Consider the following 21,548-nt stretch of genomic DNA (forward strand, 5'->3'; position numbering starts at 1 on the left):
GATTTTCAAAAAGTTTTTGAATGACAAGAATCAACTTGATCAATCCAAATGAATTATCTGATCAACATTTGTTGGCAGAATATAGGGAAATTTTCATGGTTGGTTCAGCACTCCAACGCTCAATAAAGTCCAAAACCTGGGAGAAAACCAAAGGGAGTCTACCCAAAGAATTCACCTTAAACATTGGACATGTGAAGTTCTTCTATAACAAGGGGAAATATCTACATAAAAGATATTTAGAGCTAATAGATGAAATGCAAAGTCGTGGTATGCGTCCAAATCCAGAACGACGTTTCAAAAAGGAGCAATGGCCAAGTGACTTATATAAAGACTGGGAGCCTAAAACAAAAGATATTCAACTGATAAGAAAAAGAATCAAAGAAAAAATCAATCAAAAGCCCACTTGGTATCGCTGGACAAATAAAAAAAGATAATTGACCAAGAGCAGACAAAAAAGCACTCGTTCTTCATCCAATAGGGGATTTTGTCCAGAGGAATTATGGCGAACAATGGTAAAGAATCAAATGTATTTACTAAGTATTTTTTAATCAAACAGCCTTTTATTTAGGCGGTTTTTTCATGCCAAACATCTCTGCCATTTTGCCAGTAAAGGCAAAAGAAACAACAGCTCCAATAAACATCAAAAAAGCAATTGCATTTGGAACTATCCCTCCATTAATCTGGGCTTCTCCTAAGCTTAGAAAGGTTATTACAACAAATACTCTTCCCCAGTTGTCAATCAAGTTCATTTATTTAGTTAATCCTGAAAACAAGAAGAACCAAGTTAAGACAATCAAGTTAAGTGAAATCGTTAAAGAGATTGCAATGACTTTGAAAGTATTTCCAACTTCCTCAGTATCTGGATTTAATTTAATCCTTTCCATGTATGCCATGTTGCCAAAAACCTAAGTAAATTTAGATCAAGCCTAAACAAAAGATGCTACCGGGGCTTTACAAAAAACCGGCTCTCAGTATTTAGTAGGATTTTCTGACACCCTTTTGACTCCAATTACTTTTTTTATTCTTTGAGTGCAACTTCCAGGTGCCAACATTCAGATCTATGTTCTAGTGCTCCCAAAGTACAAAAAACTGCTAAAACACAACCAAGATAATTTGGCAAGAATATACTGGGAGGGATCATGCTCCCAACCCATCAAACCTCAAAAGGACTAAAATCTCTCTACCTCTTTCTTTCGCAATGGCTGGAAATATTTCTTATTGGCTTAATGAAGACTGATCAATGTTTAATGCCAAAGGAATTACAGCCAATTCCCCTACCCGCTTTAATCTCTATCCAAATTTTTCAAAAAACAAAAGAAATGCGCACAAAAATGTCCCCGAGAAGAGCTTTACTTACTGCGGCAATAATGACCGTTACACCAACTCTTCTATTTGTAACTTGCTCTGAAAAGTTTTCAGCTTTCGGGGTCCTAATTGCATCTACCCTCATTAATTGGCCAGTACTTCGATGGCTTGATGATCGGCAATGGTATAGAGAATGGATAAAAGAAGAATCTAGATAATAAAATTAATTCTTTAAAAGGTATTGGTATGATCTTGCTGCCAGCTAAATCCTCATTATCTTCAAGCCAAGAGAAACAACAACTATCCCAAAAATCACTATAAAGCGCAAATGAGAAATAGTAGAAGTAAAAAGATATTTTGCGAAGTAATGTCTAACGACATTGCAATATCTCTTAAATTCTAGGCATCACAAGAGGCAAATCACCAACAAATGTGAAGGGAAACATCAAATAGCACAAAACAAAAGGGTCTAATCAATTTTCAAACCTAATAACAACAAGCTCTTTCTTGAAAATTCCACCAAACCAAATAACAAATGAATCAAGAAATCACAAATGAATATTCCAAGAAAGCTCAAGAAGATGCTGAATGGGCTTACAACAATGCAATGGAAAAGTTCTACTACTCAATGTTAGAAGTTATTTTCTTAAGGATCAAAAGTCATCTAAGTCATCAGGGATTAAAAAAAGTCATCAAGATGGATGAGATAAGGAGTAAGAATGAAAAATTGAGTGTTGAATTTAGCCAGAAAACCTGGGCTGTTTTAGCAGAATCTTGGGCAAGTTCAGAAGGTCTAGCTATGAAAAAGATCGCTGATCTTTATGAACTTGAGATAGCAGATTTTGATGTATCTAAAATTGAGAGCCTCAAGGGAAAAGCTAATACGCCACCAAGATGCGACCCAACTAGTGGATAATAGGAGCAAGAGTATAAGGTATGGGTAATGAAGCTCTCATAGCAGCTAAATATCACCAAGGCTTAAAAGCATATGAAAAACCTATTTGAAGCATCGACAATAAATACTTTCGCTGAGTTTTCACAACAGGCTGACTATTCGCTCATGGATTCACTCCAAGAGGATCCTCAAGCAACCGACAATGGCCACGATCACCTCCCTCGCCAAGTTTTCTCCGGTCATTACGTACCGGTCACACCCACGCCTATCCCAGCTCCGGAATACATCGCACACAGCAAAATCTTCTTTAACGAGCTAGGACTGAGCCATAACCTTGCCCTTGACGCACAATTCCGCAAGCTATTTTCAGGCGACACTAGCGTAGCGCGAAAGCCAATGCGTCCTATTGGTTGGGTGACTGGTTATGCTCTTTCGATCTACGGAACTGAATATATCCAACAATGTCCGTTTGGGACAGGAAATGGCTACGGCGATGGTCGAGCAATATCCGTGTTCGAAGGTCTTTTCAACGGTAGACGCTGGGAAATGCAACTGAAAGGAGGAGGCCCGACTCCATACTGCCGTGGAGCCGATGGGCGTGCCGTACTTCGTTCCAGCATGCGGGAGTTTCTGGCGCAAGACTACATGCAGGCCCTAGGAGTTCCGACTTCACGATCTCTAACGCTATATGTGTCCCGATCCGAAACAGTGCGCAGGCCCTGGTACTCCAAAGAGTCTAGTTCTATAGATCCCGACATACTCGTGGACAATCCCGTGGCTATCACAACACGAGTTGCACCATCCTTTCTACGTGTCGGGCAAATTGAGCTGTTTGCACGTCGTGCCCGTAGTAATGCACATCAGGGTGCATTGAACGAGCTACAGATGATCGTAAAGCACCTGATAGAAAGGAATTATAAGCAGGTCATTGATCCAAATCTTCCCTTCAACGATCAAGTAGTCGAGCTAGCCCAATTATTTCGCGGTCGACTCATATCATTGGTAGCCAACTGGATACGTATTGGCTACTGCCAAGGCAATTTCAATAGTGATAACTGCGCTGCGGGTGGATTCACTCTCGACTATGGGCCATTCGGATTCTGCGAAATGTTCGATCCTAAGTTCCAGCCATGGACAGGTGGTGGCAACCATTTTTCATTCTTTAATCAACCTCTTGCTGCTGAAGCAAATTATCACATGTTCTGGGCAGCCATTCGACCCCTCCTCAAAGACAACTCGGCAACAGTGGAAAGGCTGGATCAAATCCGAGAAGGCTTCACCGAAGCAATGAGTCAGGAGATCGAGGCCATGTGGGCAAAGAAGCTCGGCTTAATTAGCCATGATGCAACTCTGACAAACGAACTGCTAGAGCTCATGACCTTATCCAAAGTTGACTATACAATCTTTTTCCGAAAGCTATCTAACATTCCCGAGCAACTCTCCATCTTGAAAGAGAGCTTCTATCAGACCAGTTCAGAACAGATTGATGCACGGTGGAGTCGCTGGATCCAACTATGGAGGAATCGCATCAGGGGCAACGGTGAACTAAAAGTGACATCTGCAGCGATGAAACGCGTTAATCCCAAATACACCTGGCGTGAATGGATGATCGCACCCGCTTATGAAAAAGCTGAGCTAGGTGATTACAGCCTAATCAAAGAGCTACAGGATGTTCTCAGCAATCCCTATGACGAGCAATCATTAGAAGTGGAGATGAAGTACAACCGACTCAAACCCAAGAATTTCTTCAACATAGGAGGTATATCCCACTACAGCTGTTCATCTTGACAGAGTAAAGAAACAATTATGCTTATTCAATTCTTTACACTCGCAAATTTGTCAAAGGGAGTAGAACCAACCTCTCTGCTCGGTCTAACTATTATCTTTTGTGGGATTGTATTTACTGTAGGCTTACCCCTCTTACTAATTCTTAAAGGAAGAAAAGACTAATGAGTGTGAATGCTCTGTCACCTTGAGATTAGAAGTAATCTCAAATCCTCTCAAAACTATCTCTATTGAAATTTTTCAAACGTGCATTGAAAACATACAAACAATTCGGGCTAGCTCTTCTGTTCTCACTTCCTTTACCACTTATTGCGCAAGTTAACTGGAAGGCACCAGAAAGTATTGATAAAAAAAAGGCCAGAGTGTCATCTGCAAGAGGACAGGCTGTTGTTGTTACTGCTAATCCATTAGCAAGTGACGCAGCTCTTAAGACCTTGGAAAAGGGCGGCACCGCAATGGATGCTGTGGTTTCAGCTCAGACAGTGCTTGCTGTTGTTGAACCGCAAAGCTCAGGTTTAGGAGGTGGATCTTTTCTGTTGTATTGGGACCAGGCAAAAAAATCTTTATCCGCACTTGATGGTAGAGAATCTGCCCCAGGTCAAGTCGAAGAGGGTATTTGGACAACATCTACTGGAGAAGGAGTTCCATGGCCACAAGCGACTAGAAGCCTCTCAGCAATAGGAGTTCCAGGGACAACGGCATTGCTTTGGGAAGGTCACCGACAGTTTGGACGTTTGCCTTGGGAAGCTAATTTCAAAGAGAGTATTCAACTTGCTAAAGAGGGATTCATTCCGAGTCCTCGCTTACTTAGATCAATCTCTTTAGCACAGACATTAGGGGTTAACCATAGTCTAACTTTTAAATCTCTCTATCTCCCTAATGGATCTCTCCCAAATGAAAAGATTCCATTTCGCAACTCCAAATTGGCATCAAGCTTAAGCCGTATCGCAACGGGGGGTAGTAATGAATTTTATCGAGGGGAAATCGCCAATGAAATTATAGATAATCTCCAACTTCATCAGAAAAGCAATAAACAAGTTAAAACAATAACTTACGAGGATTTAGCAAATTATAAAGTCCAGAAGCGCAACCCTATCTGTCGCAAATACAGAACATGGAAAATCTGTTCTTTTCCACCTCCAAGCGGGGGAGGAGTTGCTGTATTACAAGCTCTTGGGACATATGAGTTTTTGACAACAAAAAGGGCCCCAGAAAAGACGATTAGCCGTTGGCACCTTCTGGCAGAATCTTTAAGGTTTGCAGATGCCGATCGTTCTCACTGGATAGGAGACCCTATTGATTGGCCAGTTCCACTCGAAGGGTTGCTAGATAAGGACTATATTGAGAATAGAGCAAATGCTATTAAGACAAGTATTACAACATTCCGCCCTTTACCAGGGAAGCCAAAAGGTAGTGAATTACTAGATTTAGCAAGTCAGCCACGCACGACCGGTGGAGGCACAACACATCTAGTAGTAGTTGATATAGATGGCAATATCGCCTCCTATACAAGTTCAGTCGAGACGGTATTCGGAAGCAGGTATTTGTCTGGAGGCATGGTCTTAAACAACCAACTAACGGACTTCTCTTTTGTATCCAACATCTCAGGGAAACCAATTGCTAATCGGATGAAAGCCAATAAGCGTCCTATGAGTTCTATGTCTCCAGTTATAGTCTTTCATGATGATCGTCCAGTTTTGGCACTTGGCTCACCAGGTGGCTGGCTTATCCCCCATTACATAACAAATGCATTAATTGGTGCTCTGGATTTAGATCTGTCGCCCATAGAAGTAGTTAGCCAAAAGTTACTATCAGTTCGCCCTGATTACACTGTGCTTGAAAAAAATGGTAACTGGTCAAAAGCCGATGCGAATATCTATAAAGAACTAACAAGTCTTAGCCACCAAATTAAATATAGTTCTTTTAGCAGTGGGCTAGCTGTAATCAAATGGCATAATGGAAGCTGGCACGGTGCTGCTGACCCAAGAAGAGAAGGGAAAGCAGTAAGCTTGCAAGTAAAGGGGAATAGGCTCGTCAAATAGCAGAGCGAGGGCGAAGCTGCTAACTAATGAAAATAATACCAGCTTTAATGTCAATCGATCTCTGCGATTCTTGCAATCCTATACTGGAAAACACTAGGCTTAAGCAGCCTTATTCTCTTCTTGTTTATCAGAAGTTTTTGGAACAAATTTTAAAAGCTGATCATCTATTTCAATTGACTCATCTAAAACTGAAGGGAAGGAAGCTTTTATCAAAAGCTGAATAAGACTCTTGATAGATACAAAAAACATCTTAGTAATCTCGAACATGTTACTAAGTTCTTCTTTAATTAGCTTCTGAAATTCTTCTTTGGTTACGTAAGTTGTAATAGTCCATCCAGTTAAACCAATGAAAAACAAGGAGAAAAGCACAGTAAGAATAGTGAGCATTATCAATGTTAATAAGGCTTCCTATTTATAACTAATTTCTATAGACATGGCAAAACAAAAAGCAAGCCAATGACTAATTAAAAATCAAAGGGCTTTGATGACAAGGGGTTCTTCAAAGTAGCTACAACCCATACTCGCAAGCTGATTCCTTCTCCACGGGAAACTTTAGCTCAATAATGGTCTCTAAAAGAAGTTAGAAATACTCTTTTGTTTTATACCGAATCATCCACAATGCAAGCCAATTCGCACTGTCTAAGTGTTGGATTTGTTAAGCACTCTAGAGTTCTTGCCATATCTACTGAGAAAGCTCTCCATCTGAAGTCCATTTAAGAATTATTCTACGCTGGTCAGGGACATTAACGACTTGTTGCGATCTTAATAAAAAGCTAGTCTCAAGGTCTTCTAATTGTTTTTTGCCGATCTTAAATCTTTTGAATATCTACAAAGTCGAGCAGTACAAGATTGAATAATTCTCTTATTTTTATTATTAAAACAAGTGATTGAGGCTCCTTTAGGACTGTGATTAAATAGGTGTGATTTTTATCATTGCTCCAACACCTCTTCATAATAAGTAGTTACACATTCAGTTAAGCATTCAATATCCTCATCATTTAATGAGCATGCTGTAATGCAATTATAATATAAATCCCTTGGATTTAATGGTTTAGGATTGGAATCTTCTTTTTCACCTTTAATGCTAGACATGGTTTCAATATCTCCAGAACGGAAGCAATTTTTATCATAAAATTTTTAATTATTACTATTAACATAAAGTACCTAAGAATATTTACCTAAATTATTTTTCAATGCGAGTGCTCTAAGCCAACCTAATCAATTCCTTCTTAAGAGCAGTTCGCGCAACAGATTTAAGAAAATTAAAATTAATCTAAAAAGATTTCCTTAAATTATTATAAGTGCAATTACCTAATCAAAATATATATAATTTAATGATTTATTTTATTTTCAGTTACAACAACATTGCTTAACTCTTCTCACTAAAAGTAGGGGTCTTATAAGAATGCTCTTTATGCTGAATAAATAAATATTTTACTCTCAGTGAAATCATTGAGTTCAGACTGCAAAAATCTCAAATAGGAAGGCTTATCACAACTTTCTAGCTTTCCTAATTAAGCTCAATTATTGCAGAGGCATAGCATATAACTATCTTTCTATCGTTGGTTACTCCTCTGTTCATGCTTTGATTCGCATACATACTAATCATTAGCAACCAATATCCTCCTCCATCGCTGGAAAGGATATAGGGATAATAGTGGAACCATATGGAGCCGTAGAATCACCAAACTTTTAAAAACAATGGTAGGAGAACTTAACGTCCCAGTCATTCCCCTTTCCCAACTAAACAGAAGACTTGAGTCTCGATCTAACAAAAGACCTTTGTTGAGTGATCTTCGTGAATAAGTCTCAATAAAAGCAATGCTGACTTCGTTATGATGATGTATCAAGATGAGTACTACAACCCTGAAACTATTGATGGAGGCATTACAGAATTCGTCGTTTGTAAGCCTTGCAATGGTCCCATTGGTACTGTAAAACTTCTATTTGAAACGCAGTACACAAGATTCAGAAATGTAACTGCGTAAAAACCACATTATTTCTCAATTCGACGAGAGTCATCCTATGATTTTTCCTTTTTTAGAACGTAAGTATTTTTTTATGGCTTTAGTTCCGTTATTTTTGTGCTCACTTCTTGTAGCTAATCCTGCCTTGGCCCATCATCCTTTTGGGATGGGCGATAGTTCTGCACTTTCAGCTTGGGAAGCTCTACTTAGCGGTGTCGGGCATCCATTGCTTGGACCTGATCATTTGCTTTTTATGCTAGGCATAGCCCTTTTGGGACTAAAAAGAACCAAGAAATGGATCTTTCCACTTTTGGCTGTTGCTTTAGCAGGAAGTGCACTAGCACAGTTACTTCCTTTACCTGGTTTATTAGCTCCATGGGCAGAAGCACTTGTCTCTTTATCTTTGGCAATAGAAGGCTTGATTATTCTGAATTTTGTGAGTTCAAAATGGCTCTTACCCATGTTTTCTTTACACGGCTTCTTGCTTGGAAGCACAATTGTTGGAGCTGAAGCTACACCTTTAATAGGTTATTTTTTAGGTCTTCTGCTTTCTCAAACAGCTTTACTATTCTTTGTTACGGCAATATCTCAAAAAAGCATTAATTGGCTAGGGGCAAATGAACGACTCTTAACTGCTGGAATATGGATAGGGATAGGCTCAGCGTTCTCCTGGGTTGCCATAGTGGACTAAAGAATTTGAATTTTAAACAAGTTTTTTTACGTCATCACTAATCAAGAGTCCACAAAAATGAGAATAGATATCAACCCTTTAAAAAATCAAGTTCAACCTTAATGCCTTAGAAAGACATCGATAAGCCTCTACCTGGTCAGCAAGAAATCATTTGTACTATTGCAAGCCTTTAATTCATAAGGCATGATCAGGAACCGGCTCAAAAATTGGCACACCTGACAAGTGTATTCGTGGTGAAATGAAAATTGATTGGTCAGCTAGGGGTTACATAAGGCCAAGAAAAAGATTTGATTTCACTTACCACTTCCTCCTCACAACTTCCACGAAATCCTCATGAAAGCCTTTTCATTTTTGAAAACCTTATCCACTAACTCCGTTCAAATATTTCGCAGAACTCCTCCTCTTGTTTTCGCAATGTCCATCCTCTCAGTAGGGGGATTCATCGGATTTACAAGTGCGACCAAAATCTTAGTGTCAGGGCTAAAACCTGCAGAGGACACAATCACTGTTACTGGAGCCAGTACAGAACGCATCGAAAGTGATATGGCAAAATGGGACATCAAGGTTCAGACCAAAGGATCTTCTCAGATTAATTCTTACCAAAACCATACGAAGTCAATGAAAAAAACAATTGACTTCCTTAATAGCTATGGCCTCAAGACGAATGACTACCAAACAATAGAATTAGGATCTGCTATTACATCAAAACAGGTTACTAAAAACAATAAAACAGGTAAAATTATTTCTACTGATTGGCTAACTAGTCAATCAATAGAGATAGAAAGCTCAGACGTCGCCAATATTAATAAAGTACATCGAAAAATAAGTAAATTACTTGGTCAAGGGATAATGGTAAAGCCTAGCAGGCCCAAATTTACCTATACAAAACTTGCTGGGAAACGAATAGATATGCTTGCCAAAGCTACTAAGGATGCTCGCATTCGTGCAGAAGCAATTGTCCGTGAGACAGGCTCAACACTTGGCAGTGTTAAGAGGGTAAATACTGGTGTTTTTCAAATCACAGTGCCTAATTCAACACGCGTTAGCAGTTGGGGCTCTTATGATACAAGCACAATCAAAAAAGACATCACTGCCGTTATGGGTGTCACTTTTGCGGTCAAATAAAAATCCCTTGACTATGTTAACCTCCATAGCGAAAAGCTATGTGATTAGAGCATTCAGCATGGCGGAGTTTCACTTAATAATAAAAACAACCGCTGGTTCTCAATTGACCGAATTAGCCAAATAAAATCTACTTCAAGGTAAATCTGGGAGGGGAGCAATAGCCCAAAAATCACAATGCCAGTAAAAAGTAGAACTTATAGCAACTCTTTATAGTCATATTGGAACCATAAGTAATCAGCTGCTTTTGGTAAACCAAATTCGGTTTATAGAGGGAGTAACAAGCATTTCATGAGTTATAAGGATCAGCATTTGTTGAAGAATCTAAGCTCGAGAGTCAGCAAAAATCAAAACTCGTCTCAAAAGTTTTGAACAAGAATAGCTATTTCTTTTTACTCAAAAGTTCTTTCCCTTTACTTATGTCAACTACATCTCCAATAAGTTCTTCACTCACTTGCCATAGCTCTTCTCTTTCATTGCTATTTAAAGCTAATGGTGCTATACGACAAAGCTTCGGATAACCTCTGAAATTGAACCTAGGTCCATATTGCTCTCCAGTTTTTGCAGTTGGTTCAGTTGCGGCAAGAAGTTGAGGGAGAGCTCCCATCCGAGAACTCTGAAACATCGGATCCATTAATTTATAGGCTAAGGCCTCTTGCCAAGATCCATTGAGTTTTACTGATGTAGATTGCAAGTTCGTTCTAGCTAAGCCCGGATGGGCAGACAACGAGGCAATATCTAAATTTGATTGCTGTAATCTATTACTCAGCTCTAAAGCAAACATAACATTCGCAAGCTTGCTTTGAGAGTACGAAGACCATCGATCATATTCTCCCCTTCCTTGAAGATCATCCAACTTAATTTTGCCCATATATTGAGCTCCAGAAGAAACAGTTACAACACGTCCCCCTTGCTGTTTAGCAATTAGTGGCAGCAACTTAAGAGTCAAAGCCATATGACTAAGATGATTGACTGCAAATTGGAGTTCAATCCCTTGTTTGCTATATGTTTCAGGAGGAGCCATTACACCAGCATTATTAATCAAAAGATCTAATTTTTTATATTTGACAGCAATTTTATCTAGTGCTTTATTTACTTTTTCTAAGTCAGCAAGATCTATCTCTAGTACATCAATTTTCCCACAATTAGTTTCATCAAGAAGTTTCTGTCGTGATCTCTCTGCTTTCTCTAATGTTCGACAAGCAAGGATTACAGTTGCACCCTTTTCAAGTAAAGCTTGTGATGTATCGAAGCCTAAACCACTATTTGCACCAGTTACAAAAGCTGTTCGGCCTTCTTGACTAGGAATTGAATTGATAGACCAAGCCATTTAATTTTCGTTAAAAGTATGAATATTAAAGTTATTCATTATCTAAACATGAAACAAGAAGATAAAAAGTTGAAGCGTTAACTGCAGTGAGCAATGCAAGCGCAGCTAGTACAGCAATTAATAAGCATTTCATGAATAATAACGATCTGCCATTTCTTGCAGCATCTTGTGGATGTGTTCGTTTTGAGCGTTGGTTTGTTCTTTTAGTTTCTCGCATGCACCTTTAACTTGCATCCATACCGCTTCCATCACCTCACGTTCTTCTGCAGTTGGTTTCCACTTAGAAGTTTCCATATGAGAGGATCGCTTAATGGATAACTATTGGTCTAACAAGGTCAGATTTCCTCATAATGAGATCGACGATTCCGTATTGCTGTAAAGCAGAAAATTTCATTAATTCAGCTTTGAATTTTTGATCTTTATTAGCAAAGTAACTAATCAGCAGTCCAAACTGACTGATCAAAGCTGGTCATATCAACATTATGAGTAGCGATCCAATCACCATTAGCTGCAAGGAACTTATCTAAATCCCCTTCCTGATGCTGATGAATAACAATCACCTCCTGAGGGTCTTCTTTATTAACACCTCTATATAACGGGTTGATGCCATGCTCTGCATGCCTTCTATTCGCTTCATCACTGTCAAAAATGGCTGACCATTCAGAAAAAGTTCCATTGAGTTTGAAGGTTACGACAGTGGTTTCCAATGACATCAAAAAAGTGCAATTGAAGTTAGCGTGACAGACTTTGAAGAATATTTCTGTGCCAGCGAACATCTCTTCAGGCTCCCCTGACAAAAGCATTTCTCAAAACTAATAGCAATAAGTTCAGGATAAGAAAAACAAGACAAGGAGGCTTCCTGCACAGGTTCCTTCAAATAGTATTAACACACTACAATTCACCCAAATCAAATGATATGACAGGCATTAACTATTCACTAATAAAAAGTGAGCCTGATTTCATACCAAGGGATTAGAAGGGATTCGAAAATCCTGTTCAAACTCTCTTCAAACTTTTAGCCAAACTCATTCAAGGTTGGTTAGAGAATTAGAATGAATTCTGGAAATATTTGCTCCAACTGCATTGAGCTTTTCCGCGAAATCTTCATAACCTCTATCGAGGTGCATCAAACCATGGATAACGCTTGTTCCATTTGCAGCAAGGCTTGCCAAGACCATTGCAGCACAAGATCTTAAGTCCCCTCCCGTAATAGAAGTTGCCTTTAAATTGTTGCTACCAATAACAAAGGCAGTATTGCCTTCTAGGAGAATCTTTGCTCCCATTCTCTGTAATTCACCAACATGCTGCATTCTATTTTCAAAAACAGTTTCTTGGATTTTTGATCTTCCGTTAACCGTAGTCATCAGAGACATAAAGGGAGCTTGTAGATCCGTGGGGAATCCTGGGAATGGACTTGTTATTAGATCGACTGCTTGAAGATTTTTTCTTGAAATGATGCTTAGAGTTTCACCTGAGTATTCGATTAAACAGCCACATTCTTGTAGCTTTAAAATGACTGCTCCTAAGTGCTCTGGAATAACGGGAGAAATAGTTAAAGAAGAACGTGTAATCGCAGCTGCGACAAGAAATGTGCCAGCCTCAATACGATCTGGCATGACCGTATAGCTACACCCATTGAGATGATCAACTCCTTCAATAGTGATCTGAGAAGTTCCTGCACCTTGAATCTTGGCACCCATCTTGTTCAACATAGTTACGAGATCATTAATCTCAGGTTCTTGTGCGGCGTTCTCGAGAATTGTCGTTCCCTGAGCAAGAGTCGCTGCCATCAAAATAGTTGCAGTTGCTCCAACACTTTTACAATTGAATTTGACAAGTGCACCGGTTAATCGTTTTCGAGGACTAATCACCTTTGCAGCAACATAATCATTCTCAATTTCCACTCTTGCTCCTAAGGCTCTCAATCCTTGGATATGCTCATCAATAGGTCTTGCACCTATTCTGCAACCACCAGGCAATGGAATTTTGACTTCTCCAAATCTCGCAAGGAGAGGACCTATACAGAAGAAACTTGCTCTAAGCGAATGAAAAGCTTCGCAAGACAAATCATTTGAGGGAAGACTTAGTCGACTGGTCATTAGCTCTAATTGATTCTTATTGCGTCTCAGCTCTACACCCATAGAGACTAATAGCTTAGACATCGCACCAACATCAGCAAGTAGAGGGACATTAGAGAGAGAAACAGACCTATCTACAAGTAACGCTGCAGCCATAAGGAGCAACGCAGAATTCTTTGCACCACTAACTCTTATATGACCAGATAAGCTTTGACTTCCTAGAACTTGCAAGCACTTACTAGATAGATGATCTTGATCGAGAGTCAAATTATTTTCAGTTTTAGGAATACTCATACAAAGGGAGGTTAAAAATAATTTTCTTGATTCAAGTTAGAGCAGTATCTTTTTTGGGAAGGCAGATCACCTGCTTCCCAACAGTCTGCAACTAAAGCAGCTTTAGTTGCAGCACAATCCTCGTGACTCGTGGTGGCTCTATAGCCAGAAGTTCCTAGATAGAGGCCAATGCGATATGGAGTAACACAGTTATTTGATACCTCTATTAATGGTTGTTCAATAAATGAAAAAGGCGCAAAGATGGAGAGCATTGCAATAAATGATTTACAGTTCATCCCTAAACTTCAGGACTCTTCAATAAAACAGATAAATCTTTAGGTGGAATCACCTCGCGCAATTGACCATGAACTTTTTCACAACAAGTATCTCTTCTTAAGAAAGGCTCATCACTTCTAACTTCAATGGAACATTCCCTTTTACTTTTATCACTCCAAGAAATTAAGACATTTACCTTGGATTTGTAATCATCATCTACGCTTTTACACTCTGCAAAGATTTGAGCAGGGGTACTGAATTCATTTGAAACATCCAATCCAACATTCGCAAGCGCCTGGGTGAAACTGCTAAACAAGCAATCACCATCAACTTCAGATAGATATTGGAAAAAAGCCATAACACAAGCGAATAAATCGCAGAAGATAGTGCCCCATCACCAGCCTGCTATCGCTTCAAGAGAGAAGCGCTTGCTTTAATAATATGCCTTAGTATACCCATCAATGGGTATACTCTGTACTCATATACTATCACCCCTGAAAAAGGGGAGGAGTGGCGCTTAACATTTTCATAAGGGCTTGGCGGATTGTTCGATTGCTGTCTATTGTTTATTTAGTCTTCCTAAGCGTTGTTGAATGTATTAATTGTCGAAGATGATCTCATTCTCTTGGATTTTTTAAGCCAAGAGCTATCTAGTCAGATCAATCCCCTAGGGGGGGTAGTCAGAAAGGCTTCTTGCCTTTTTGATGCACGTAAATTAATTTCCCAAAGCTCTCCTGACTGGATTCTGGTCGACTTACTCCTTCCAGACGGATCAGGTATTGAATTGGCGGAAGAGTTCGTTCAAATTAAATCCAACGCTAAAGTTTTAATACTTACTGCACAAGCTGATCAATATGCAATACCTGCAACTCTTTTGAAAAGCGTACATGCATTGATTAATAAGGCTGATGGTTTAGCACCATTAAGAGAGGCAGTTTGGGAGATATGTAGAGAATTTGACACCACTTTCCCTGACTTAAATAGTCTTACGCCAAGACAATTGGAATTTCTTCACCTTATTGGAGAAGGACTCGATACTGCGCAAATTGCCAAGAAATTAGATGTTAGTTTCTCTACCGCTCAGACACATAGACGACAAATTACACGAAAATTAGGAATTAAAGGTTCTGCCTTGGTAACGCTTTCAAGGAACCTACCTAAGGTTTCGTAAAATGCTGATCAATTATAAATTGAAAAAATTTGTTGGTTTAATTTCTATTAATTTACTTGCAATATCAGGATATTTTTTACTTGCATTATTGGCTAAAGAAGCTTTTGCTTGGCAATCGACAGCTATAACCTTATGGCCAGCTTCTGGATTAGCTAATGCATTATTGATATCTCATGGTTGGATAGTCCTGCCTGGTTTAGCAATTGGCAATTTTCTTGGAACAGCTTTTGATCCCAATGCAGGTTTTTCTTTTCAACCATTTATGCTACCGGTGGCTATTGCAGCTTCAGCCCAAGCAGGGTTTGTTCGATGGATGCTAATCCGCAAGAATCTTTTAAATGACCCTTTAACAAGAATTTCTAGACTAACAACCTTTCTCTTAATTATTGGGCCTTTAGGGAATTGGCCAGCAGCAGCAACATTTTTGTTCTATCGAATTGCTAATTCAAGCAATTTGAAAATCACTAATTTTGCATTACTTGATTCAAGTTACGTTAATGGCGCGTTCTTCTGGTGGCTTGGAGACTCTCTTGGCTCCTTGCTGTTAGTGCCTTTGCTTCTTTTGCTATTGCCATTCAGAAGACCCATATGGCTAGAACGACGAACTTATCTGCTTAGACCACTTTTAGCAATGATTGCATTGCTAATTACGGGATCATTCATAGAAAGAATCCTATTAGAGCGCATTGATATAACACCTCAAATGTTAGAGCCCCTTCAAGGCTTAAGACTTTTATCTACCTTTGCTTGGATTGTTGTTGCTCTTGGTGTTTTGGGATTGATTTTACAAATCTCTGGCAAATATCTAGAGCAAGAAAAACTTTTGAGTCGCTCTCGATTAGCCGGAGATGCAGCAGGAGCAGTGATCCATGAAATTGGACAACCATTAATTCGATTAAGATTAAGGCTTGAAAGAATTGTTACTTCCTTGGAAAAAAATATAAATGCACCGTCAGATTTTTCATCTTCTTATTCAGAACTGAAGAGTCAAGCGGAGCAAAGCCTAGATGAATTAAATTCTGTAGTTTTAAATACTCGATCCATTCAAGATTTAACTTTGGCAGGAATCAGGGATTCAAATTCAGCAGATTTAAAAGATGCGATAGCAACATCATCTACACAACTGCGGCAAGAGTTAGATCGTTTAGATCAAGACTTAAATATCTCCATAGAAAATGAATTGCCTCAGGTGAGTGCTGGACAGATTCAATTGCAAGCAGCTATTAGGAATCTCCTCTCCAATGCAATTAAAGCTGCTGGCGAGAATGGTGTCATTCGTATATATGTTAGATATTTCTCTAACTATGTATACTGTGAGATTGAGGATTCAGGCAGTGGATTCGATCCTCTTTGTGTTCCTGATGGGAAGAAAAGGTTTAAGTCTCATTCAAATGGAATGGGTCTTGGCTTAATGATTGTCCGAAGAGTTATAGACGATAATGGCGGAAAGATTCAATTTACTAATTCACAAGAACTTGGAGGCGCAAAAGTAAAAATTTGGCTAAAACCAAATTAGACGTAGGACTTCTTAATGGAAAGCTATGCAGATATGATCGTAATGGTTTATCGAGATGAGTATTATAACCCTGAAACAGAGGACAAGGAGATTACAGAACTCATCACTTGCAAGCCTCGCAATGGTCTAGATGATACTGTGAAACTCCTATTTGAACCGCAGCACACAAGGTTCAGGCATTTGGCAGCTTAGAAAAATGGAAATCAACAAAGCCTCAGGTTGGGAAGTTGTCCTTGCAGCTGTTAAAAAATATCGTTTCAGTTACGATTTGCAAGATTCCACTCTTCATAGCGAATGAATCCCTTTCTAGCGCTTATCGTTCCTCTATTAATTCTTGGGTTCATCTACATTCTGATCATCAACAACAAAGGTCTTCCTACTTGGATGGAACGACTATCTAATAACAGTGCGGCTATATGGACTTATGGAATCATTGCGATAACTGTTCTATCAATCCTGAAGTACTGGAGCAATAGTTAAATGACTCTTAGTCATCATAGACAACACAAAATTTATATTGCTGCAACTATGGGATATGGTCTTGGTTCAGAAGATCCAGAAGAAGTTGCTTATTACGAAAAAGTCAAGGGAGCGATGAAAAAAGGTAGAGAAACGGGGAACATGGGAATAATAAGAACCGATTGAATAAATGATCGACCTCAAACGCAATGGTAAAAAAGAACCTGTAAAAGCAACTGGGGTACGTAGTAGAGAATCGTCTTCTTACACCCCTAATCAAAAAGAAGATTTCAAGATTAGTAGAGGTCGTTTCTCTAATTTCCTCACCTGTCAAAGATGTTTCTATCTAGATCGAGTAATGGGTCTTGATCCTCCTGGGACTCCAGGTTGGACTCTGAATGAAACAACTGACTTACTACTAAAAAAAGAGTTTGATGAGTGCCGAGAAACCCATACAGCACACCGTTTATTTGCTCCTAATGGATTGAGTCATGTTATCCCATTTGATCACCCGGAAATGGATAACTGGAGGGACTCTCTTCACTATGGTTTGATGCTCAGATATAAAACCTCAAGTATTATTTTGACGGGAGGTGTTGATGATATTTGGCAGAATACAAACACTCAGCAATTGATAATTGTTGACTACAAATCTCAAGCAAAGAATGCTCGAGTGGATAAACAAGATTACTTAGATGATCCATACCATGAGGGATATAAAATCCAAATGGACTTCTATGCCTACCTTTTATCGGGGATGGGTTTTGATGTTCATCCAACGTCTTACTTCTTAGTGTGCAATGCCAAGAGAGATGAAGATGGATTCCATAAAACAATGAACTTTGACGAGTATCTAGTTCCTTACAAGTGGAATAGCAATTGGATAGAAAGCAAAGTTGATGAGATGATTACTCTGATGAACCAATACGAAATCCCAGAAGCTAATGCATGCTGTAAGAACTGTGCATATTCAGATCAGTACGCAAAAGCAGTTCATCCAGAAGGACTTAAACGAGGTCAAAGTATTCAAAGAAGTTTATTTTATTGATTTAAGAGATAATACAAATATCAAAAAATCACTTGACTGAGATCTCTCATACGCTTATTCAAACTTCCACTTCTAGCGCCACAGCACAGTCATACCATACCAAAAAAGAAATTAATTACTGGCGAATAAACAGTTAGATTTAAAATATAAACAAGGATTAGAAGCCATTAAAGAAATCCATTCACACATTTTTCATAGGAAAGTTTTAGGCATAGCTCTGTCAATGAATGCTTAACATTAATAATCTATCTTTGATTGTCTTATTCTCTTTAATTCACCTCGTTTCTTCTTTGACTCAACTCTCTTGTTTTGAGATGAACGTGTTGGAATCGTCTTCCTTCTCTTCTTTGGAGGTGACTTTAAGAGCTCTCGTATAATTGAAGCAAGTCTAGTTAAAGCTAATTGTCTATTTTGATATTGGGTTCTCTTATCCTGAACGGCTATGCAAATACAACCATTGATGAGTTTAATCTTATCTTGAGTTGACATTCTATGCTTCTGGTATGGAGTTAAAGTTCTTGATTCAGATATGTTAAAGACAATCTCAACGCGACTGTCTGTCTTATTTACGTTCTGTCCACCTGCTCCTGATGATCTTGAGAATCGCCACTCTATTTCGTTAGCTGGTATTTCTAGTTTATAGTTAATCTTTAGATTCATTTTTCTTTTCTAATTTGCTACTAACTAATTCTCAAATAAATACCATTCCGACGCCCAGTATTGTCGTTGCAGTTAATACATAAGTTTTCCAATTAATCTCCTCTCCCTCCATTCTTGCTAAGAAAAGTGCCATTACAGGAGAAGTACTTAAAAGTGTCCAACCTAATCCAATAGGCAATAATTTAAAGACATTTTGCTGTAACAAAATTCCTATATTTGTCCCCAAAAATGTTGCAAATAAAAGACTAAGCTTATTTTCCAAAGAAATCTTTCTAACTGAATAAATCAATTGTTTCCTTAGGAAAGGAAGGAAAGCAAAAATGCTTCCAAGCAATCGGATTTCTGTAGTTTGGAATGGGTTTAAATCAGAGTTTATGAGGACAATTCTTGACAAGGCTGCTGCTATCACAGCACATAATACTGAAAGAATAGCAAATATAAAGCCTTCTTTTATATCTTTATTTGATGTTATATTTTGAGTATTTATAGTTTTCTGAAAAGCTACTCCTAGCAAAGAAATACTTACTATAAAAACTCCTGACCATACCTTAATAGGAAGTATCTCTTTCAGAAAAATTGCCCCTAAAACGGTTGCAATAATGGGAGATAAAGCTTCAACAGTAAGAGTACGACGTGTACCTAATTTTTTCAAAGATATTATATAAAAAGTATCACCTACAGAAATTCCTATAATTCCACTTAAAAAAAGAATAAAAATATCTTTAAAACTAGATTGAAAGTCAAAAGTCAAGATGACCGGTAAGAATATAATAAAAGCAATTATATTTTTCGTTATATTTATTTGTGCAGCAGAAAAGTATTTAGTCTGCTGTCTCCATAAGTAACAAGCATATGTCCAAGAGCTAGCAGCTCCTAACGCAGAAATAATCCCAAACAAAACTTACTTATCTGACTCGTCTACTTGCTCTGTCTTCTCTTGATTTGCTTTGTCCTTCGAATAAGGGCAATCACCATCACCTCCCCAGCCCCAAGCAAGTACAGGAGCAGAAATCATTAAAAGAGCAAATAATACTGGAAGATTTTTTTTCACTACAGGTTCGAAATAGGTTGATCATAAAGCCTTTCTAAAATATAGCAAAATATACTTATAACTATTAGGCCCAGATCCATTCTCTCTTACCAAGGTAAGTCGTCTTCATCAATAGGACTTTCTTCATAAGTTGTTTAAGTTCCTTAAGTCTAATCAATTATTTTTCTTTGAATAAAATTTCATATTAGATTAGAGTTGGAAGATCCCTTTATTAGCAAGGCTTGTAGCAATGAAGAGAAGGGGTCTGCAATCCAATTCCAATAACGCGTGAAGGGAACCTGCATCCAACCCCTCACTCCCTAAACATTACTCCTGATTTTGGCGCTGTATATTGACTGAAAGATCTTTTGATCGTGTCTATCTTTGTTTATCAATGTTGAGAAGGCATTGCGAATCACTAACCCCAACTACTCGCTAGTAAAAAGAAAGCCTGCTCTCATGCTAGCTTCGACAAGCAATTAAGGGCGGTCCATTAAAACTTTATATACTAAAAATATAAACATCAAGAAGGGCAAAATGACCATTAATAAATTGGCAGTAAAAATATTAACAGTGGCCAGCTCAGGTCTTTTCTTACTGATCATTGCTAAATCAATTACTGCCAAACCAACCTTTCTAACAAACCTGTCAAATCGCAGACTTCAAAATTCAATCGAATCACTACGACAAGAGATGGATATCCCTGGCGCCTCAATCGCAGTAATTGATAACGGGGAGATATCCTGGGCAAAGGGTTTCGGGATAGCCGATAAAATCACTCAACGTGAGGTAACAACGTCTACCTTGTTTACCGCTAATTCAATCACCAAAGTACAAACATCTCTAGCCGTAGTAAAACTACTAGCTGATAAAGGAATCGCGTTAGATGAACCAGTAAACCGTTATCTTAAAAGCTGGAAAATCCCAGAGAATCAATTCACAGCAAAAGTGCCAGTTACTTTTAGGATGCTACTGAATCATACTGCAGCACTTACCTCACCTTATCCAGACGGTTGCTGTGGTCCTAAAGAAATTTTGCCGACGGTAAAGCAGTTTTTAAATGGTAAACCGCCTGCAACGAATCCCCCAGTAACGGTAACCAACGTACCAGGCAAAAAGTTTGCATACTGCAATGGCTGTTACTCAGTGCTTCAGCCTGCTATTGAAGACGTCGGCGACAAACCTTTCAAAAGATTGATGAACGAGTTGGTGATACAACCTGCAAAAATGATGAATAGTACTTTTGACGACGAGTTCTTCCTAGAAGACTCCTCAACAATAGCCATTCCTTACGACAGCGATGGCAGTGTGCATAAAAAAGCCCCAATGCGCAGCACTATCCTCTCCCCAGGTCTACTCTGGACAACAGCGACCGATCTAGCTCTCTTCAATTTAGCCTTCACCCGTGCACTCAAAGGAGAAGGTCCTCTAATTAATCAAAGACTAGCTGAAGCTTTAATTATTCCGAGTTCAACGCCGACACGTAGCCTAGGTTTTTTTATTGTTGACAAAAATGCTCAGGAAGATCCAAAGGGTGACTACATTTCTCACAGTGGATCAAATATTGGTTATCTCTCACTTTCTATCATCAGCAAAGACGGTAAGAAGGGTGCTGTAATTTTGATCAACAAAGGACCAAATCCTTTCACAACAACTGAAATACCTGAATATTCTTTTATCACAGACAGTTTGAAGTTGATCAGTAAATACAATCGTTGGGATTAGTAATCAAAACTTGGTTAAAATAGAATGAAGAAATGAGGGTGCGAATGTTAATCCATCCACACATCGCAATATCGCTGAGATCCCATGGCACCAAAGGAAATTAACTACTGGCCAATGAAGTGTGAGCGTCCTTCATGCCAATGGATCTCAGCTTTTGATCAAAATCCATTCGAAC

General features: G+C 38.7%; 26 protein-coding genes and 2 pseudogenes. 18 read left to right on the top strand and 10 right to left on the bottom strand.

Features of this window, described 5'->3' with window-relative positions; genetic code table 11:
* The first annotated feature begins 20 nt into the window (after positions 1-20).
* From EV07_RS07345 to EV07_RS07370, 6 genes are all read left to right on the top strand, one after another.
* The gene (locus tag EV07_RS07345) at positions 21-434 is read left to right on the top strand and encodes a pyrimidine dimer DNA glycosylase/endonuclease V (RefSeq protein WP_036919011.1); all 414 of its coding nucleotides are present in this window, start codon (positions 21-23) and stop codon (positions 432-434) included.
* 145 nt (positions 435-579) lie between these two features.
* Positions 580-909: a hypothetical protein gene (locus tag EV07_RS09950; protein WP_036919013.1), complete on the top strand. Its 330-nt coding sequence runs from the start codon at positions 580-582 to the stop codon at positions 907-909.
* Between the two features lie 317 nt (positions 910-1,226).
* Positions 1,227-1,523, top strand: coding sequence for a hypothetical protein (locus EV07_RS07355; RefSeq protein ID WP_241434028.1), 297 nt, complete (start codon positions 1,227-1,229; stop codon positions 1,521-1,523).
* A 317-nt stretch (positions 1,524-1,840) separates the two neighbouring features.
* A complete protein-coding gene (locus tag EV07_RS07360) occupies positions 1,841-2,221 on the top strand; it encodes a hypothetical protein (protein ID WP_036919016.1) in 381 nt (126 codons plus the stop codon).
* A gap of 72 nt (positions 2,222-2,293) precedes the next feature.
* Positions 2,294-3,988: a protein adenylyltransferase SelO gene (locus EV07_RS07365; RefSeq protein WP_036919018.1), complete on the top strand. Its 1,695-nt coding sequence runs from the start codon at positions 2,294-2,296 to the stop codon at positions 3,986-3,988.
* Between the two features lie 227 nt (positions 3,989-4,215).
* Positions 4,216-6,027 carry a gamma-glutamyltransferase family protein gene (locus EV07_RS07370; RefSeq protein WP_052043948.1) on the top strand — a complete coding sequence of 604 codons (1,812 nt, stop codon included), beginning with the start codon at positions 4,216-4,218 and terminating at the stop codon, positions 6,025-6,027.
* Positions 6,028-6,126: 99 nt separating this feature from the next.
* Here the strand turns inward: EV07_RS07370 and EV07_RS07375 are convergent, their stop codons facing one another.
* Together EV07_RS07375 and EV07_RS09955 are read right to left on the bottom strand one after the other, a co-directional pair.
* Entirely contained in the window at positions 6,127-6,414 is a 288-nt protein-coding gene (locus tag EV07_RS07375; protein ID WP_052043947.1) for a hypothetical protein, read from the bottom strand.
* 543 nt (positions 6,415-6,957) lie between these two features.
* Positions 6,958-7,119 (bottom strand): hypothetical protein, encoded by a 162-nt coding sequence (locus EV07_RS09955; protein ID WP_193742739.1) that lies wholly within the window; start codon positions 7,117-7,119, stop codon positions 6,958-6,960.
* A gap of 585 nt (positions 7,120-7,704) precedes the next feature.
* Between EV07_RS09955 and EV07_RS09525 the strand changes: the two are divergent.
* The 3 genes and pseudogenes from EV07_RS09525 to EV07_RS07385 form a co-directional block, all read left to right on the top strand.
* A pseudogene (locus tag EV07_RS09525) lies at positions 7,705-8,015 on the top strand (DnaB-like helicase C-terminal domain-containing protein); the annotation flags it as partial.
* Positions 8,016-8,052: 37 nt separating this feature from the next.
* Positions 8,053-8,685 carry a HupE/UreJ family protein gene (locus EV07_RS07380; protein WP_036919020.1) on the top strand — a complete coding sequence of 211 codons (633 nt, stop codon included), beginning with the start codon at positions 8,053-8,055 and terminating at the stop codon, positions 8,683-8,685.
* 333 nt (positions 8,686-9,018) lie between these two features.
* Positions 9,019-9,810: an SIMPL domain-containing protein gene (locus EV07_RS07385; protein WP_036919022.1), complete on the top strand. Its 792-nt coding sequence runs from the start codon at positions 9,019-9,021 to the stop codon at positions 9,808-9,810.
* A gap of 379 nt (positions 9,811-10,189) precedes the next feature.
* Here EV07_RS07385 and EV07_RS07390 read toward each other — a convergent pair whose 3' ends face one another.
* Positions 10,190-11,137 carry an oxidoreductase gene (locus tag EV07_RS07390; protein WP_036919025.1) on the bottom strand — a complete coding sequence of 316 codons (948 nt, stop codon included), beginning with the start codon at positions 11,135-11,137 and terminating at the stop codon, positions 10,190-10,192.
* Positions 11,138-11,223: 86 nt separating this feature from the next.
* On the opposite strand from EV07_RS07390, the gene EV07_RS09960 reads away from it, so the two are divergent.
* The gene (locus EV07_RS09960; RefSeq protein WP_193742770.1) at positions 11,224-11,364 is read left to right on the top strand and encodes a hypothetical protein; all 141 of its coding nucleotides are present in this window, start codon (positions 11,224-11,226) and stop codon (positions 11,362-11,364) included.
* Positions 11,365-11,571: 207 nt separating this feature from the next.
* On the opposite strand, the gene EV07_RS07395 is transcribed toward EV07_RS09960, so the two are convergent.
* The 4 genes from EV07_RS07395 to EV07_RS07410 form a co-directional block, all read right to left on the bottom strand.
* Complete coding sequence (locus EV07_RS07395; protein WP_036919740.1) at positions 11,572-11,850, bottom strand: DUF3764 family protein; 279 nt, start codon at positions 11,848-11,850, stop codon at positions 11,572-11,574.
* A gap of 312 nt (positions 11,851-12,162) precedes the next feature.
* On the bottom strand, positions 12,163-13,446 hold the full coding sequence (murA, locus tag EV07_RS07400; RefSeq protein WP_081936981.1) for a UDP-N-acetylglucosamine 1-carboxyvinyltransferase: 1,284 nt from the start codon (positions 13,444-13,446) through the stop codon (positions 12,163-12,165).
* A 74-nt stretch (positions 13,447-13,520) separates the two neighbouring features.
* Positions 13,521-13,784, bottom strand: a complete 264-nt coding sequence (locus tag EV07_RS07405) for a hypothetical protein (protein ID WP_036919031.1) — start codon at positions 13,782-13,784, stop codon at positions 13,521-13,523.
* Positions 13,785-13,786: 2 nt separating this feature from the next.
* The gene (locus EV07_RS07410; protein ID WP_036919034.1) at positions 13,787-14,122 is read right to left on the bottom strand and encodes a hypothetical protein; all 336 of its coding nucleotides are present in this window, start codon (positions 14,120-14,122) and stop codon (positions 13,787-13,789) included.
* Positions 14,123-14,353: 231 nt separating this feature from the next.
* Between EV07_RS07410 and EV07_RS07415 the strand changes: the two genes are divergently transcribed.
* The 7 genes and pseudogenes from EV07_RS07415 (at position 14,354) to EV07_RS07425 (ending at position 17,958) form a co-directional block, all read left to right on the top strand.
* Positions 14,354-14,935: a response regulator transcription factor gene (locus EV07_RS07415; RefSeq protein WP_036919036.1), complete on the top strand. Its 582-nt coding sequence runs from the start codon at positions 14,354-14,356 to the stop codon at positions 14,933-14,935.
* A gap of 1 nt (position 14,936) precedes the next feature.
* Positions 14,937-16,451, top strand: a complete 1,515-nt coding sequence (locus EV07_RS07420) for a sensor histidine kinase (RefSeq protein ID WP_036919038.1) — start codon at positions 14,937-14,939, stop codon at positions 16,449-16,451.
* A gap of 15 nt (positions 16,452-16,466) precedes the next feature.
* Positions 16,467-16,643, top strand: a pseudogene (locus EV07_RS09460) (DnaB-like helicase C-terminal domain-containing protein); the annotation flags it as partial.
* Positions 16,603-16,749, top strand: a complete 147-nt coding sequence (locus EV07_RS09965) for a hypothetical protein (RefSeq protein ID WP_193742771.1) — start codon at positions 16,603-16,605, stop codon at positions 16,747-16,749. The pseudogene EV07_RS09460 and the gene EV07_RS09965, both read left to right, overlap by 41 nt.
* Positions 16,746-16,931 (top strand): hypothetical protein, encoded by a 186-nt coding sequence (locus EV07_RS09465; RefSeq protein ID WP_036931517.1) that lies wholly within the window; start codon positions 16,746-16,748, stop codon positions 16,929-16,931. The genes EV07_RS09965 and EV07_RS09465 overlap by 4 nt, the downstream gene beginning before the upstream one ends.
* On the top strand, positions 16,932-17,096 hold the full coding sequence (locus tag EV07_RS09970) for a hypothetical protein (protein ID WP_193742737.1): 165 nt from the start codon (positions 16,932-16,934) through the stop codon (positions 17,094-17,096).
* Positions 17,097-17,100: 4 nt separating this feature from the next.
* Positions 17,101-17,958, top strand: coding sequence for a PD-(D/E)XK nuclease family protein (locus EV07_RS07425; RefSeq protein WP_036919040.1), 858 nt, complete (start codon positions 17,101-17,103; stop codon positions 17,956-17,958).
* A gap of 237 nt (positions 17,959-18,195) precedes the next feature.
* Here EV07_RS07425 and arfB read toward each other — a convergent pair whose 3' ends face one another.
* Genes arfB through EV07_RS09975 form a run of 3 tightly spaced genes read right to left on the bottom strand, consistent with a single transcriptional unit; the run spans position 18,196 to position 19,669 of the window.
* Complete coding sequence (arfB, locus tag EV07_RS07430) at positions 18,196-18,618, bottom strand: alternative ribosome rescue aminoacyl-tRNA hydrolase ArfB (RefSeq protein WP_036919043.1); 423 nt, start codon at positions 18,616-18,618, stop codon at positions 18,196-18,198.
* 31 nt (positions 18,619-18,649) lie between these two features.
* The gene (locus EV07_RS07435) at positions 18,650-19,516 is read right to left on the bottom strand and encodes a DMT family transporter (protein WP_036919044.1); all 867 of its coding nucleotides are present in this window, start codon (positions 19,514-19,516) and stop codon (positions 18,650-18,652) included.
* A 3-nt stretch (positions 19,517-19,519) separates the two neighbouring features.
* On the bottom strand, positions 19,520-19,669 hold the full coding sequence (locus EV07_RS09975) for a hypothetical protein (RefSeq protein WP_193742754.1): 150 nt from the start codon (positions 19,667-19,669) through the stop codon (positions 19,520-19,522).
* Positions 19,670-20,185: 516 nt separating this feature from the next.
* Here EV07_RS09975 and EV07_RS07440 point away from each other — a divergent pair.
* Positions 20,186-21,373, top strand: a complete 1,188-nt coding sequence (locus EV07_RS07440) for a serine hydrolase domain-containing protein (RefSeq protein WP_036919047.1) — start codon at positions 20,186-20,188, stop codon at positions 21,371-21,373.
* Positions 21,374-21,548 lie beyond the last annotated feature (175 nt).

The organism is Prochlorococcus sp. MIT 0603 (assembly GCF_000760215.1).
Taxonomy (GTDB): domain Bacteria; phylum Cyanobacteriota; class Cyanobacteriia; order PCC-6307; family Cyanobiaceae; genus Prochlorococcus_E.